The sequence below is a fragment of the Sphingomonas sp. BRN-1R genome, assembly GCF_057748035.1.
Genome location: NZ_CM173236.1, coordinates 4,159,997 through 4,174,361, shown reverse-complemented (window position 1 = coordinate 4,174,361; position 14,365 = coordinate 4,159,997). Strand labels below are relative to the sequence as shown.

12 protein-coding genes are annotated in these 14,365 nt (G+C 69.6%); 6 read left to right on the top strand and 6 right to left on the bottom strand.

Going from position 1 to position 14,365, the window contains the following annotated elements; all coding sequences use genetic code 11:
• Both tilS and ftsH read left to right on the top strand, forming a co-directional pair.
• Entirely contained in the window at window positions 1-1,011 is a 1,011-nt protein-coding gene (gene tilS, locus AC3ANX_RS19540; RefSeq protein ID WP_488334880.1) for a tRNA lysidine(34) synthetase TilS, read from the top strand.
• 79 nt (window positions 1,012-1,090) lie between these two features.
• Window positions 1,091-3,046 carry an ATP-dependent zinc metalloprotease FtsH gene (gene ftsH / locus AC3ANX_RS19535; protein ID WP_488334879.1) on the top strand — a complete coding sequence of 652 codons (1,956 nt, stop codon included), beginning with the start codon at window positions 1,091-1,093 and terminating at the stop codon, window positions 3,044-3,046.
• A gap of 126 nt (window positions 3,047-3,172) precedes the next feature.
• Here ftsH and AC3ANX_RS19530 read toward each other — a convergent pair whose 3' ends face one another.
• On the bottom strand, window positions 3,173-3,748 hold the full coding sequence (locus tag AC3ANX_RS19530) for a helix-turn-helix domain-containing protein (protein WP_488334878.1): 576 nt from the start codon (window positions 3,746-3,748) through the stop codon (window positions 3,173-3,175).
• A 71-nt stretch (window positions 3,749-3,819) separates the two neighbouring features.
• Window positions 3,820-6,732, bottom strand: coding sequence for a DUF2339 domain-containing protein (locus AC3ANX_RS19525; protein WP_488334877.1), 2,913 nt, complete (start codon window positions 6,730-6,732; stop codon window positions 3,820-3,822).
• Between the two features lie 90 nt (window positions 6,733-6,822).
• Between AC3ANX_RS19525 and dapF the strand changes: the two genes are divergently transcribed.
• The 4 genes from dapF to AC3ANX_RS19505 all read left to right on the top strand — a co-directional run bounded on the left by dapF (window position 6,823) and on the right by AC3ANX_RS19505 (window position 10,102).
• Window positions 6,823-7,767 (top strand): diaminopimelate epimerase, encoded by a 945-nt coding sequence (dapF, locus tag AC3ANX_RS19520; protein ID WP_488334876.1) that lies wholly within the window; start codon window positions 6,823-6,825, stop codon window positions 7,765-7,767.
• Between the two features lie 83 nt (window positions 7,768-7,850).
• Window positions 7,851-8,399, top strand: a complete 549-nt coding sequence (locus tag AC3ANX_RS19515; RefSeq protein WP_488334875.1) for a glycine zipper 2TM domain-containing protein — start codon at window positions 7,851-7,853, stop codon at window positions 8,397-8,399.
• On the top strand, window positions 8,390-9,292 hold the full coding sequence (locus AC3ANX_RS19510) for an ROK family protein (protein ID WP_488334874.1): 903 nt from the start codon (window positions 8,390-8,392) through the stop codon (window positions 9,290-9,292). The genes AC3ANX_RS19515 and AC3ANX_RS19510 overlap by 10 nt, the downstream gene beginning before the upstream one ends.
• Window positions 9,293-9,298: 6 nt before the next feature.
• Entirely contained in the window at window positions 9,299-10,102 is an 804-nt protein-coding gene (locus AC3ANX_RS19505) for a DUF72 domain-containing protein (protein WP_488334873.1), read from the top strand.
• Window positions 10,103-10,619: 517 nt separating this feature from the next.
• On the opposite strand, the gene rpoN is transcribed toward AC3ANX_RS19505, so the two are convergent.
• The 4 genes from rpoN to lptC form a co-directional block, all read right to left on the bottom strand.
• Complete coding sequence (gene rpoN / locus AC3ANX_RS19500; protein WP_488334872.1) at window positions 10,620-12,131, bottom strand: RNA polymerase factor sigma-54; 1,512 nt, start codon at window positions 12,129-12,131, stop codon at window positions 10,620-10,622.
• Between the two features lie 192 nt (window positions 12,132-12,323).
• Window positions 12,324-13,100 (bottom strand): LPS export ABC transporter ATP-binding protein, encoded by a 777-nt coding sequence (gene lptB / locus AC3ANX_RS19495; RefSeq protein WP_488334871.1) that lies wholly within the window; start codon window positions 13,098-13,100, stop codon window positions 12,324-12,326.
• Between the two features lie 134 nt (window positions 13,101-13,234).
• A complete protein-coding gene (locus AC3ANX_RS19490) occupies window positions 13,235-13,717 on the bottom strand; it encodes an LptA/OstA family protein (RefSeq protein ID WP_488334870.1) in 483 nt (160 codons plus the stop codon).
• A 5-nt stretch (window positions 13,718-13,722) separates the two neighbouring features.
• Window positions 13,723-14,361 (bottom strand): LPS export ABC transporter periplasmic protein LptC, encoded by a 639-nt coding sequence (lptC, locus tag AC3ANX_RS19485; protein WP_488334869.1) that lies wholly within the window; start codon window positions 14,359-14,361, stop codon window positions 13,723-13,725.
• Window positions 14,362-14,365 lie beyond the last annotated feature (4 nt).

Here is a 14,365-nt window from a genome sequence, read left to right as displayed (position 1 = left end):
GTGATTCTGGAGCCGGCGCTGGTCGCACGGTTCCGGGCGGAGTGCGAACGGCTGTTGGGTGCGTCCGCCGACGTCGCGCGGCTCGCGCTGGCGGTGTCGGGCGGGCCGGACAGTATGGCGATGCTCGCGCTCGCCGCCGAGGCGTTTCCGGACCGGGTGTGCGCGGCGACGGTCGATCACGGCCTGCGTACGGAGAGCGCGGACGAGGCGGCGATGGTCGCGGGCTGTTGCGCGGCGATCGATGTGCCGCATGCGACTCTGCCGATCACGGTGCCGCCGCCTATGGCCGGAAACCTCCACGCCTGGGCGCGCGAACAGCGGTATCTGCTGTTGCATCGGTGGAGCGTCGAGGCGGGGGCTGGCGGCCTCGCCACCGCGCATCACGGCGACGATCAGGCCGAGACCTTCCTGATGCGCGCCGCGCGCGGCTCGGGCGTCGCCGGGTTGGCGGCAGTGCGCGCGCGCCGCAAGATCGACGTGACGGCGGATGCGGGCGAAGCTCCGCTCCTGCTGTTACGGCCCTTGCTTGGCTGGCGGCGCACCGAATTGCGCGCGGTCGCGGTGGCGGCGGACCTGCCGTTCGTCGATGACCCCAGCAACACCGCCGACCGGTTCGAGCGCGCGCGCTTCCGCCGCTGGGTCGAGGGGGCGGACTGGATCGACCCGCTCAAGATCGCGCGCGCGGCCGCCTATGTCGCCGAAGCTGAAGCCGATCTGGGCGCGATCAGCGGCTGGTTATGGTCGGAACGCGCGCAGCCTTCCGCACCCAATGAGGCGCGCATCGACATGGCGGGGCTACCGCGCGAGGTCCGCCGCCGGCTGGTGCGGACCGCGATCGAATCGGTCCGGACGAGCAACGGGATCGGCGGAGACTGGACGCCCGCAACCAATGTCGAGTCGCTGCTCGACGCGCTCGAAGCGGGCAAGGGCGCGACGCAAGCCGGCGTCATGGCCTCCGCAAACGCCGATCTCTGGAATTTCCGTCCGGCCCCGCCGCGCCGATCACACTGATTGGCGTAAGTAGTGTTCCTGTTCCATTGCCATTAACCGACAGGTGCCTATCTTGTGGGTTCGAAAGGTAGCGTAATCCATGAACGATAACGACAAGCGCCCCGGCCCCGACGGTGGTGGCAACCCCTGGATGAAGAGCCTGCTGATCTGGGTGGGCATCCTGGTGGCGCTGGCGCTGTTCGTCATGATGCTCGACACGCGCGACGTCGCGAGCGGCAACAACACGATCGCTTATTCGCAGTTCCTCGACAAGGTCGAGGCGCGCGGCGTGAAGGACGTCAACGTCGCGGGCGAGGTCATCACCGGCACGCAGACCGACGGCACCAAGTTCCGCACCTATGCGATGCAGGATCCGCAACTGACCGACCGCCTGCGCAAGGCCGGCGTCGAGATCAACGCCAAGCCCGAGGAAGGCGCGCCGATCTGGCAGTACCTCCTCGTTCAGTCGCTGCCGTTCCTGCTGTTCCTCGGCATCGCCTATTTCGTGCTGCGCCAGATGCAGAAGGGCTCCGGCTCGGGTGCGATGGGCTTCGGCAAGAGCCGCGCGAAGATGCTGACCCAGCGCGAGGGCAAGGTTACGTTCGACGATGTCGCCGGCATCGACGAGGCGCGCGAGGAATTGCAGGAGATCGTCGAGTTCCTCAAGGATCCGACCAAGTTCGCCCGCCTCGGCGGCAAGATCCCCAAGGGCGCTTTGCTGGTCGGTTCGCCCGGCACCGGCAAGACCCTGCTCGCCCGCGCGATCGCGGGCGAGGCGGGCGTGCCGTTCTTCACCATCTCGGGTTCGGACTTCGTCGAGATGTTCGTCGGCGTGGGCGCTTCCCGCGTGCGCGACATGTTCGAACAGGCCAAGAAATCGGCGCCATGCATCGTCTTCATCGACGAGATCGACGCGGTCGGCCGCCATCGTGGTGCAGGCTTGGGCAACGGCAACGACGAACGCGAGCAGACGCTCAACCAGTTGCTGGTCGAGATGGACGGCTTCGAGGCCAACGAAGGCATCATCATCATCGCGGCGACCAACCGCCCCGACGTGCTCGATCCCGCGCTGCTGCGCCCCGGTCGTTTCGACCGGCAGGTGACGGTGCCGCGCCCCGATATCGAAGGCCGCGTGAAGATCCTTCAGGTTCATATGAAGAAGGTGCCGCTCGCGCTCGACGTCGATCCGCGCACGATCGCACGCGGAACGCCGGGTTTCTCGGGTGCCGATCTCGCCAACCTCGTCAACGAGGCGGCGTTGCTCGCGGCGCGGCGCGGCAAGCGGCTCGTCGCTGCGGCCGAGTTCGACGATGCACGCGACAAGGTGATGATGGGTGCCGAGCGCCGCTCGATGGTGATGACCGACGACGAGAAGCGGATGACCGCCTATCACGAAGCCGGCCATGCTCTGGTGTTCGCGCACGAGCCGACCGCCGATCCGATCCACAAGGCGACGATCATCCCGCGCGGCTTCGCGCTCGGCATGGTGCAGCCGCTGCCCGAGCGGGACACCTACAGCTACCACCGCGACAAGATGCACGCCGATATCGCCGTGGCGTTCGGTGGCCGTATCGCCGAGGAGTTGGTGTTTGGCTTCGACAAGGTGAGTTCGGGCGCGTCGAACGACATCATGCAGGCGACGCGTCTCGCGCGCGCGATGGTGACGAAATGGGGCCTGTCCGACCGGCTCGGTCCGCTCGACTTCAGCGAGGGCGAGGATAGCCCGACCGGCTATTCGATGCCGCGCGGCAAGCCGATGTCGGACGAGACCGCACGGATGATCGACAGCGAGGTCAAGCGCTTCGTCGAAGGCGGGCTGGAGCGTGCGCGTCAGATCCTGACCGAGCATCTCGACCAGCTTCACCTCATCGCCAATGCGCTGCTCGAACTCGAGACGCTGACCGGCGAGGAGATCAAGCGGCTGATCGCGGGCGAAGATATCGACCGCCCCGACGCGAGCGCGACCGCGACGGCGCTGCCGAGCAGCGGCACGTCGATCCCCAAAACGCGTCGTCCCAAGGGCCCCGGCCCGTTTGGAACGCCGCTGCCGGCGTAACCTGACAGGCGAGCCGCTCGCGAGAGTGGCTCGCCGGATCGTTTTCCCACTGGACTCGGTCAGTCAGGATGACCTCTGTTGAAAAGCGCGCGGATCGCCTCCGCGCGCTTTTTCTTTGGGCCGCCGCTACAATCCGCGCGACAGCCGTACCGCCCGTGCGATCCACGGCGCATCGGTGACGACCTGCACGCGCGCGCCGCTCTCGAACGGCAGCACCTGCAAGCGGCTGGTCTCGCCTGCCCCGTCATGCCCGATCAACCGCCCGAACAGGAACCGTCCGGCCGCGCGCGGCACCAGCACGTCACGGTTGAGCGCGGATGCGAACGCAGGCGGCGCGATCCGCTCGCACCAGATCTCGTCGCCGGCACGGTAATCCCCCGTCCCGACCGCAACCGTGACTGCGACGAGGCCCGGCGCGGCCAGTGGCGGCACCACGCTGGCGGGCCGGCGCGGCGCCTGCGCGCCACCGCTTTCCAGCACCGCCGCGACCGGAATATCGGCACGGTCGGGCAAGCGCACGAGGTCCGCCGCCGCTACGCCCAGCGCCGCCGCGATCCGGTTGAGCCACGCCACCGACACGGTGCGCGTGCCCGTCTCGAGCCGACCGATCGTCTGCGCGGTCGTCGCGGGCACGCACGCGCGCGCGACGTCTTCGAGCGTCATGCCCTTGGCGCGGCGGACTTCGCGGATGGCAGTAATCATGAGCGCTCCCTAACCAGATCGGTTTGCCGCTGTCCTATAGACGCTGCGCCGTGGCAATCACCTGCCGGCGGTCATCGGTCGGGCTGAACCTCCGCCGGCACCGGCTCGGCGACGATCAGGCGGCGATAGGCCCAGCCGATCCCGATCAGCGCGAAGCCCAGCCCCATGAACGACAGGATGCGCAGCACGCCTTCCAGCGCGGCGGCGTCGATCAGGAACACCTTCAGCGTGACGGCGGTCAGCAATGCAAGCCCGGTCACGCGCAGTTCGGAGTTGCGGTTGCGCAGCCCGATCCCCAACCACACGATCGCGAGCGCAAGCAGCGCGGCCGAATAGAGCCAGTTTTCGGTGCGGGTCACCGCTCCGGTCAGCATCGCGCCATGCGTCGCCTGCCGCACCGTTGCCGCGACCGCGAGCAGAATCGCGCCGAATACGCCCATGCGCCCGACGCGGTGGCGGCGCCACCGCCACAGCCACGCCGCGACCAGCGCGGTATCCAGCGTCGCGAGGTTGAGCAGCGGCACCGCGCCGACCGATTGCGGCACGATCAGCGGGTCGAGGATCAGCAGGTCGAACCATACGAACCGCGCCAGCCCGATGATCGTCAGCGCGCGCGCGAGCGCGGGCTGGCGCACAGCGAGCGCCCAGCCGGCGGCGAGCAGCGCCTGCGTGATCGCCACCCGTTCCGCCATGCCGAGCGCGGCAAAGCGCTGCGCGTCGCGGATCGCGAGCGGCTGCTTGGCGAGCACGTAGAGCGTGACTATGCCGATCGCCGCGACCACCACGATCGCACGTCCACGCCACAGCGGCGACACCGGGCGTCGCCAGGCAAGCGCACCGACGATCAGCGCGGCGGGCAAGGTCAGCTCGCGCAGCACCGCCGCGAGCGACGGGAGCAGCACGAACGGCAGCCGATCGCCCAGCACGGCGCTGCCGGCGGTGTAGACCATCTCCCCGATCGGGCTCCACGCGAACACCAATGCGGCCATCCCCGCCGCCGCCGGCGCGCCCGGCAGCGGCAGGCGCGCGGCGATGACGCAGGCGGTGGCGAGTCCAAGTCCGGCGGCATGCCACGGCGCGGGTAGCACCGCCGGCACCAGCGACAGCGCGATGGCATACCCGATCCAGCCGAGCGCCAAGCGGCTGCGCGGGTTGGTGAGCAGCCAGCCGGTCGCGCCCACCAGCACCGCCGGAAGCAGCCCGAGCGCGAGCAGATCGGCCAGCGGCGGCGCGGCGGCGGCGCTGACGATGCTCATGATATAAGCGTGTGCGCGCGAGAAGCCGATCGCGACGGCGGCGATCGTGATGACCAAAGGCGCCAGCGCGAGCCGGTCGAGCGCGGCATCGCGCGTGCGGTGCGACCATGCGGCCACCGCTACGCCGATCGCCAGCCACGCCGGCCAGCACCACAGCGCGGGCAGCACCTGCGCCGCCGCCGCCCCCGCGAGCAGCGCCGCCGCCGCCGCGCCCCCGACCAGCCCCGGCGCGAAGCGGGCGGTCGCGTTCGCGGCATCGCGGCACCGCCAGCTCACCGATGCACAGGCGGCGGCGAGCGGCAGCAACAGCAGCGCCCACGCCTCCGCCGATAGCAGGCCGGGATCGCACGCGATGCTCACCAACGCCGGTCCGGCGGTGCCGCCCACCGCGATCGCCGCCCACAGCGGCCCGCGCCGCAGCAGCGCATGGCCGGGGCTCCCGAACACCAGCGTGATCGCCACCGCCGCCCATGCCGCCGCAGGATGCATCGGCTGAAGCGTCGCCGCCGCAAGCAGCATCAGCACCAGCGCCAGCGCCGCGCCCGCACTCGGCGCGAGCTTCGCATCGCGCCAGCCGAGCGCCAGCGCCGCCGCGCTCAGCAGCAGGTACAGCCCCCAGGACAGCGCCGAGAAGTCGAGCGCGGGCGCGAGCACCAGCAGTTGTACGAACCCGGCGATCAGCGGCACCAGCCGCAGCCACGGCCGCGCCGCCGCGCGGCCGGTGCCGGGCAGGGCCAGAGTCGCGCCGATCGCGAGCAACAGCACGAAACCGCCCACCCCGGCGAGCCCCCCGCCGGGCAGCATCACGGTCAGCAGGTTCGCCCAGGCGAAGCCGCCGCCGCACGCCGCCAGTGCGAGCCACGCCCAGCCGCGCCGGATCGCCAACCCGAACAGCGCGGCGATCAGCAGCGCGAGATAGACGAGCAGCGGCCCGACTCCGCTTTCGCCGAACCCCGCCAGCAACGGCGCGGCGAAACCGCCGATCAGCGCCATGATCGCGGTCGGCGCGCCGTGGCGCAGCGCGAGGGCGAGCGCGGCGAGCGTCACCGCGACCATCATCGCGAAGGCCGGCCCGACGCCGATCAGATGATAGAGCGCCGCGCCGACATAGAGCGTGCCGTACAGGCTCGCGGTGCCCGCGCCGGCCAGCGCCTGACCGACACGCGGGTCGTCGCGGGTGGCGGGCAGGCGGCGCGCGGCCTCGCTCGCGGCGACCAGCGCCGCCCCGAACAGACCCGCCAGCACTGTGCGCGCCGCCGGGCCGAGCAGCCCGCTTTCGATCGAGTAGCGCACCAGGAAGAAGCCGGACAGCACCAGCGCCGCCCCGCCGATCCAGATCGGCAGCTTGCCGCCGACCAGGCTTTCGAAACTGATCGGCTCGCGCGCGGGCCGCCGGACGGGCGGCGGCGGCAGCGGAGGCGCGGCGGGCGGTTCGGCGGACGCAACCGTCTCGATCGGCGCGTCGGACGGCTGCGCGGCGATGCCCGGCTCGGTCATGGCCTCGGGCAGGGGGTCGGGCAGGGACTCCGGCAGCCGCACGCGCGCAGGCGTGCGCTCGGCCGGCAGCGCGCGCGGCGGCGTCGGGTCGGCACGCGGCCGCTCCGCCTCGCGCAGCGCGGACTCGCGCCGCAGATCGCGCACCTGCGTCTCCAGCGCGCGCAGGCGGCGGAACAGCGTCCGCACCAGCACGCCGAGCGCGACGACGGCGATCAGCAACAGTCCCGTCATCGTCTCTCCACACGGCCCGGGCACGTCATAGCACGCCGCGCGCCGCACGCACGCTTTTGCGGAGCGTCGGCTTGGGCTATGCCGCGCGGCATGCAGATCGACTTCGTAAAATGCCACGGCTCGGGCAACGACTTCCCGCTGATCGACGCGCGTGACGGGGCCGTCGCCGAGGCGGACTGGCCCGGCATCGCGCGCGCGCTGGCCGATCGCGCCGGACCGGTCGGCGGAGACGGATTGCTGCTGCTGACCGGCGGCGGTGCTGGCGCGGACTTCGGCATGCGCATGTTCAACAGTGACGGCAGCGAATCCGAAACCTGCCTCAACGGGCTGCGCTGCGTCGCGCGTGCGGGGTTCGAGCGGCTGGGTCTCGACGCCGCGCATGTGCGGCTGAAGACCTCCGCCGCGACGGTCGCGCGCGATCCCGATCTCGCGCCGGGGGTGGTGACGATCCGCGAAGTTGCCGGCCCGGCCTCCCGCGACGTGAGCGCGTGGCCGCTGACCGGCGCGGGCGCGGAGATCGTCGAGACGCCGATCGCGATGCTCGGCAGCGCGCGCGCCTTCACCGCCGTCGCCATGCCCAACCCGCATCTCGTCGCGTTCGTGGATGCCGTGGACGAGGCCGAGCTGGTCGCGATCGGCACGCAGTGCGAGGCCGCGCCCGCCTGGCTGCCCAACCGCGCCAACGTCAGCTTCGCGGAGGTGCGCGCGGACGGGCTGTTCGTGCGCACGTTCGAACGCGGCGTCGGGCTTACCAACAGTTGCGGCAGCGCGATGGCGGCTTCGACCTACGCCGCCTGCTTCACCGGCCGCATCGCCTTCGGGGAGGAGATCGCCGTGTTCAATCGGGGCGGGCTGGTGCGCGCGCAGGCGGAGGCGGACGGGATGGTGCGGCTGTCGGGCAACGCCACGGTCGAATGGGCGGGCACCGTCGCGGTCGATGTCGCGAACGGCGTGGCGCGCGATCTGGTCGTCACCGCGCGTTGGCCCGAGGAGACGGCGGCATGGCAGCAGGCGGTCGCGGTGCTGGCGCGCTGAACCGCTCACCCACCGTTCAGGCGGCAAGTGCAACCAATCCGGCCCGATCTCGTTTCCAAATCATAACGAAAAGGATGGATGCCATGACCTCGATTCTCCGTGTCGCGATGATCGCGGCAACCGCATCGATGGCGCTTGCCGCGCCTGCGCTCGCGCAGACCCGCGACGACGATGCCCGCTTCCAGGCTGCTCAGCAGCGTTTCGACAATGAGCTCAACATCTTCCGGCAGGAATTCGACCGCTATCAGGCATCGCGCGCGCGCGGCTATCGCGATCAGGGCTATTACAACGGCCCGCGCACCGCGCCGCCCCCGGCGTACCAGCAATCCTATGGCGATGACCGTGACGAGGGCAATTACGATCCGGCGCGCTATTATCGTGACGGGCCGAACTATCAGGAACGCGTGCTGAGCACCAACGACCGCGTCTATCGCGGCGATGACGGGCGCTATTACTGCAAGCGCAACGACGGCACCACCGGCCTCATCATCGGCGCAGCGGGCGGCGGCATCCTCGGCAATGTGATCGACGGCGGGCATTCGCGCGTGGTCGGCACGTTGCTGGGCGGGGCGGTCGGCGCGCTTGCGGGCAAGGCGATCGACCAGAACAACAGCCAGATCAAGTGCCGCTGAGCGAGGGCGACCCTTACGTCGCCGCGATCGAGCTTGGCGGGACCAAGTGTATCGCGGCGATCGCGCGCGGGCGCGAGATCCTCGCGCGCGAACGCTGGCCGACCACGACGCCGGACGAGACCGTGCCGGCGATCCTCGATTGGATCGCCGATGCCGCCGAGCGCCCGCTTGCCGCGATCGGCATCGCCGGGTTCGGCCCGCTGGTGGTCGATCCGGCGAACCCGGACTACGGGCGGATCGGCTCGACGCCCAAGCCGCACTGGAGCGGCTATGATCTGCGCGGGGCGGTCGCGGCGCGGTACGACGTACCGATCGGCTTCGACACCGATGTCGCCGGCGCGGCACTCGCCGAAGGGCGTTGGGGCGCGGCGCAGGGGTGCGACACGCACGTCTATGTCACGATCGGCACCGGAGTCGGCGCAGGTATCGTGGCCGGCGGCAGACCGCTGCACGGCGCGGCGCATCCCGAGGTCGGGCATATCCGCGTGCGCCGCGATCCCGCCGACACGTTCGCGGGCGCATGCCCGTTCCACGGCGATTGTCTTGAAGGCCTCGTCTCCGGTCCCGCCATCGCCAAACGCGCTGGCCGCCCTGCCGAGCAGATCGCAGCCGACGATACGGTGTGGGATCGCGTTGCCGACGAGATCGCCGAACTGGTGATGACCTTGATGCTGACCGTGCCGCCGCAGCGCATCGTGATCGGCGGCGGGGTCGGCTCGAACGAACGCCTGTTGCCCCGCATCCGCGCGACCGCGACCGCGCGGCTGGCGGGCTATGGCCCCGGCAGCGACGCGGCGGCGATCGCGCGGCTGGTGGTGACGCCGGGGCTCGGTGCCGATGCCGGACCGCTCGGCGCGGTGGCGCTCGCGCTCGACGCGGCCGGCGCGGTATAGCGGGGCATGAGCAAGACCCACCCGATTCGCGTCGGTATCGGCGGCTGGACCTACGAGCCGTGGCGCGGCACCTTCTTCCCGGAAAAGTGGCCGCAGAAGCGCGAGCTGGAATATGCCGCCGAGCGGGTGACCGCGATCGAGATCAACGGCACCTATTATGGCAGCCAGAAGCCGGCGACCTTCGCAAGCTGGGCGAAGGGGGTGCCCGACGGCTTCGTCTTCACGCTCAAGGCGTCACGCTACTGCACCAACCGCAAGGTGCTGGCCGAGGCGGGCGAGTCGATCGCCAAGTTCGTCGGCCAGGGTATCGTCGAGCTGGGCGACCGGCTCGGCCCGATCCTCTGGCAGTTCATGGCGACCAAGCAGTTCGATGCGGACGATTTCCGCGCCTTCCTCGCGCTGCTCCCGGCCAAGCACGCGGGTGTCGCGCTGCGCCACGCGGTGCAGGTGCGGCACGAGAGTTTCGCAGTGCCCGAGTTCGTCGCGATGATGCGCGAAGCCGGGGTGGCTTTGGTCTATGCCGATTCGGCGGAATACCCCGCGATCGCCGACGTGAGCGGCGACTTCGTCTATGCGCGGCTGGAGAATGCGGTTGAGGACGAGCCGACCGGCTATACGCCCGAAGCGCTCGATGACTGGGCAGCGAAGGCGCACGTATGGGCGAAGGGCGGCCAGCCCGAAGGCCTGCCTTATGCGGCGGACACAGCGCCCGCCAGGCACCCGCGCGAGACGTTTGTGTTCTTCATCAACGGCGCCAAGGTCCGCGCCCCGCACGGCGCGATGGCGCTGATCGAGCGGGTTGGGAGGTAGAGGCGGGCTCCCTCACCGCCTCGTTGTGGTCGTTCACCGGTAAGTGGCGAGCGAGTACAGCGAGGCAATAGGAGCGGTCCAACAGGACACGCTATCTCGGTCTCGGATCAACTTGCGGGCCGCAGCTTCGCGGGTCAGGGGCCGATGCGGACTCCGGAGAAACTGCTCGAAAACGCGTAAGCCGGTCGCGGTCGGCACGACATGATACGCTGCTGATGCTTTAACTCCAACATCGGTGTAAAGCAGCACTGGTAAGCGTGAAGCTAAGCACAGTCGCGCAGCAGCCTTCCATTGACGCCGATATTCTTCTGCGGTCCAGACGTAGGTGCCAGACCAGAACGCCTCCCGTAATTGGCCCAGCGATATCTCTCCATAGATATATCGGCGATCGGGTGAGGCCTGCCCAGCGGGCGCTTTGCAGAAACATAGAACCTTCTGCCTCATCACGCCGGACTACACTATCGAGGAGGTGGTAACATCCGCCTTGTCGAACACTCGCGACCGCCCTCAAGAAGTGTCACGCGCCTCCCAGCGCCCGCGCCCGACGCCGCTGCACCGATGAGCCCAGCCCCAGAGCCTCGCGATACTTCGCCACCGTGCGGCGCGCGATGTCGAAGCCCTTGGCGTTGAGCAACTCGACCAAGGTGTCGTCGGACAGGATCTTGTCGCCTTCGCCCGCGATCAGCGCCTTGAGCGCCGATTTCACCGCCTGCGCCGACACCGCCTCGCCGCCGTCCGCCGCTTGGATCGCGCTGGTGAAGAAGTATTTGAGTTCGTACAGCCCGCGCGCGCAGCTCAGATATTTGTTGCTGGTCACGCGGCTGACGGTCGATTCGTGCATCTCGATCGCGTCGGCGATCTGGCGCAGCGTCATCGGTTTGAGGTGCGCGACGCCGTGGAGGAAGAACGCCTCCTGCTGCTTCACGATTTCGGTCGCGACCTTGATGATGGTGCGCTGGCGCTGGTCGAGCGCCTTGACCAGCCAATTGGCGCTGGCGAGCATGTCGGACAGCCACGCCTTCGACGCGCGGTCACCGCCCGCCGCATTCAGCTCGACATAGTAACTGCGGTTGACCAGCACGCGCGGCAGCGTCGCGGCGTTGATCTCGATCGCCCAGCCGCTCTTGCGACGCGCTACGTAGAGATCGGGCACCACCGCCTGGGCGGGCTCGCCGCCGTAGCGGCAGCCGGGCTTGGGATCGTACGCGCGCAGTTCGCGGATCATGTCGGCGAGATCCTCGTCGTCGACCTGGCACAGCCGCTTCAACCGCCCGAGATCGCCGCGCGCGACGAGGTCGAGATGGTCGATCAGCCGCGCCATGCATGGATCGTAGCGGTCCGCCTCCTTGGCCTGAAGCGCGAGGCACTCGGCGAGATCGCGCGCGCCCACGCCGGTCGGCTCGAACGTCTGGATGATCGCGAGCACCGCCTCGACGCGCGCGAGCGGCACGCCAAGCCGGTTGGCGATGTCGAGTAGCGGCACGGTGAGATACCCCGCCTCGTCGATCTGATCGATCAGGTGCGCGGCGATGAACAGGTCCGCGCCCTTGATCGTGGTGCCCGCCTGCGCGAGGAGATGGTCGGCCAGGCTGATGTCGGCGCTGGCGAACCCGTCGAGATCGGGCAGGTCTTCGCCGCTTGCACCGCCACTCGCGCCGTTGAGGCCGAGCGCGCCGTCCATGCCGCCGCCCGTACCCGTGTCGAACGCCGAATCGGCGGCGCTGTCGTGGTGGAAGCTCTCGGTCGCGAAATCGACGTCGAGCGACTCGGCCGCGCCGCCTCCGCCCAGCAGCAATTCGTCGGCGCTGGCCGGCTCGTCGCGGGCGGGCGCTTCGGGCTCGCGTTCCTGCGTGGGGCCATCGTCGTCGGGTGCGCCTGCGTCGAGCAGCGGGTTCTTCTCGATCTCCTCGGCGATGAAGCCCTCGATTTCGAGGTTCGACAGCGCAAGCAGGCGGATCGCCTGCTGGAGCTGCGGCGTCATCACCAGCGATTGCGACTGGCGCAGGTCCAGGCGGGGGGCGAGACTCATGCTGCTCCCAAACTGCCGCGCGCGCCGCACACCGTCACCCCAGCGAAAGCTGGGGTCTCGTGGTGACGGGCGCGCGCTTGCCGCAGGAGACCCCAGCGTTCGCTGGGGTGACGATGGGGGGAGCCGGTTGCCCTACGTCCAGCGGCCCCGGCCTGCGCCGGGGCGACGAGGAGGAGAGAGCGCGTCATCGCGTCAGAGCGAGAAGCCCTCGCCGAGATACAGCCGGCGCACGTTGGCGTCGGCGACCAGCTCGGCGGGCGATCCGGTGAACAGCACGCGGCCGTCGTAGATGATGTACGCGCGGTCGACGATCTCCAGCGTCTCGCGCACGTTGTGATCGGTGATGAGGACGCCGATACCGCGCTGCTTCAATTCGCGGATCAGGTCGCGGATATCGGCGATCGACAGCGGATCGATGCCCGCGAACGGCTCGTCGAGCAGCATGATCGACGGATCGGCGGCCAGCGCGCGTGCGATCTCGGCGCGACGACGCTCGCCGCCCGACAGCGCCATCGCCGGTGAGTCGCGCAATCGCGTCAGCCCGAACTCCTCGAGCAAGGTATCGAGTCGTTCGCGCCGCTTGACCGGATCGGGCACGCTCAGTTCGAGCACGGTCATGATGTTCTTCTCGACCGACAGCCCGCGAAAGATCGAGGTCTCCTGCGGGAGATAGCCGAGGCCCAGGATCGCGCGGCGGTACATCGGCAGCCCGGTGATATCCTCGCCGTCGAGCATGATGCGACCCGAGTCGGGCTTCACCAGCCCCATCACCGAATAGAAGCAGGTCGTCTTGCCCGCGCCGTTCGGGCCGAGCAGCCCGATCGCTTCGCCGCGCCCGACCGTGACGGACACGTCGGTCAGTACCGGGCGCTTGTCGTAGGATTTGGCGATCGACACTACGGACAGGCCGCGCATCACCGGCTGTTCCGAGATCGGCCGGGCCGCTTCGAGGGTGGTCGCGTCGCTCATTGGGTTCGTGCTCGCATTCTGGAGTTACCGCCAGCCTGAAGGCGCGGCACTTGGCAGGCTTCGTGCATGCTTCATGCCGCATCCGCGCTCGCTAGGGAAGCCACCGGCGGCGACGGGTGCGCAAAACCCGCCGTTCAGTTGCGCTTGGGCACCGAGAACGTGCCCGTCACGCGCCCGCCGCCGCCGAGCGTCGCGTGCGGCTGCGCCTCGGCGAGGTTGAGCGTGAGGCGCTGGCTGTGCGTGACATTGCCGCCCTGCGTCAGCGTCACGTCGCCCATCATCAGGATGGTGCGCGCGTTGAGATCGTAGATCGCGTACTGGCTGCGCGCGGTCTGGTCCGGCCGGGTGACGAACACGCTGCCCGATGCATCGAGTCGCGACACCTGCGGCGACCCGTCCACCACCTGCCCCGTATAGGCGACCGTCATGCGCGCGGCGTTGAGCGTCAGCTCGGCCTGCTTGACCGAGACGTTGCCGGTCAGGATCGCGCGATTCGCCTTGTCCTGCAATTCGATATGGTCCGCGCCGAAATTGATCGGCGCTTCCGAATCGTGCTTCGACGGAGCGGGCGCGGCGGCAAGCAGCGCGAACAGCGGGAGCAGGAGGATCGGACGCATGCGCGCTATCTCGTCTTTCGCGGGACGATCCGCAAGCGCGCATTGCCGTCGAGCCGAACGATATGCTGATCGAGATCGGCGCTCAGCCTGGCGGCGCTGAACGTGCCCTGCGGCACGGTGCCGGTCACCGCGCCGCCGCTCTGCATCTGGCGGGTCTTGAGATCGATCGTCGAATCGGTGGTGTCGAGCTTGTAGCCGTTCGACGCGACGACGTTGACCGGGCCGACCAGAGTGACGCGCTGGCTCTCCATGTCGTAGCGGCCCTTGGGCGCGACGATCTTCGCCGGGCCGTCGCTCAGTTGCAGCCGCGCGGCGAGTTCGTCGATCCGCACGATCGGCTCGGCCGAACTCTTCTGCACCGCCGACCCCGCCGTCAGCGTGAAGGGCTGTCCCTTGCCGTCGGTGCCGCGATACAGCGCGCTTTGCAGGCGCAGGCGTTCGCGCGCGACCTCGACCTTGTTCTTGTCGAGCAGGAAGCTGACCTCACCGCCGGTGGCGAGCGGGGCCATCACCAGGAACGCGGCCAGCACGCCGACCGCGATCGGCAGCGCGAGCCGCAGCAGCGCGACCATCCGGTCGTGGCTGCTGCCGGGCGCTGCCCAGCGCTGGCGCGCGGTGCGCGGGGGGAGGGCGACGTCGGCCATGGCG

What these genes read in the sequence shown, in the direction of transcription:
- ftsH (WP_488334879.1), top strand. Translation starts at nt 1,091, where the DNA reads ATGAACGATAACGACAAGCGCCCCGGCCCCGACGGTGGTGGCAACCCC.
- AC3ANX_RS19530 (WP_488334878.1), bottom strand. Translation starts at nt 3,748, where the DNA reads ATGATTACTGCCATCCGCGAAGTCCGCCGCGCCAAGGGCATGACGCTC.
- AC3ANX_RS19525 (WP_488334877.1), bottom strand. Translation starts at nt 6,732, where the DNA reads ATGACGGGACTGTTGCTGATCGCCGTCGTCGCGCTCGGCGTGCTGGTG.
- dapF (WP_488334876.1), top strand. Translation starts at nt 6,823, where the DNA reads ATGCAGATCGACTTCGTAAAATGCCACGGCTCGGGCAACGACTTCCCG.
- AC3ANX_RS19515 (WP_488334875.1), top strand. Translation starts at nt 7,851, where the DNA reads ATGACCTCGATTCTCCGTGTCGCGATGATCGCGGCAACCGCATCGATG.
- AC3ANX_RS19505 (WP_488334873.1), top strand. Translation starts at nt 9,299, where the DNA reads ATGAGCAAGACCCACCCGATTCGCGTCGGTATCGGCGGCTGGACCTAC.
- rpoN (WP_488334872.1), bottom strand. Translation starts at nt 12,131, where the DNA reads ATGAGTCTCGCCCCCCGCCTGGACCTGCGCCAGTCGCAATCGCTGGTG.
- lptB (WP_488334871.1), bottom strand. Translation starts at nt 13,100, where the DNA reads ATGAGCGACGCGACCACCCTCGAAGCGGCCCGGCCGATCTCGGAACAG.
- AC3ANX_RS19490 (WP_488334870.1), bottom strand. Translation starts at nt 13,717, where the DNA reads ATGCGTCCGATCCTCCTGCTCCCGCTGTTCGCGCTGCTTGCCGCCGCG.
- lptC (WP_488334869.1), bottom strand. Translation starts at nt 14,361, where the DNA reads ATGGCCGACGTCGCCCTCCCCCCGCGCACCGCGCGCCAGCGCTGGGCA.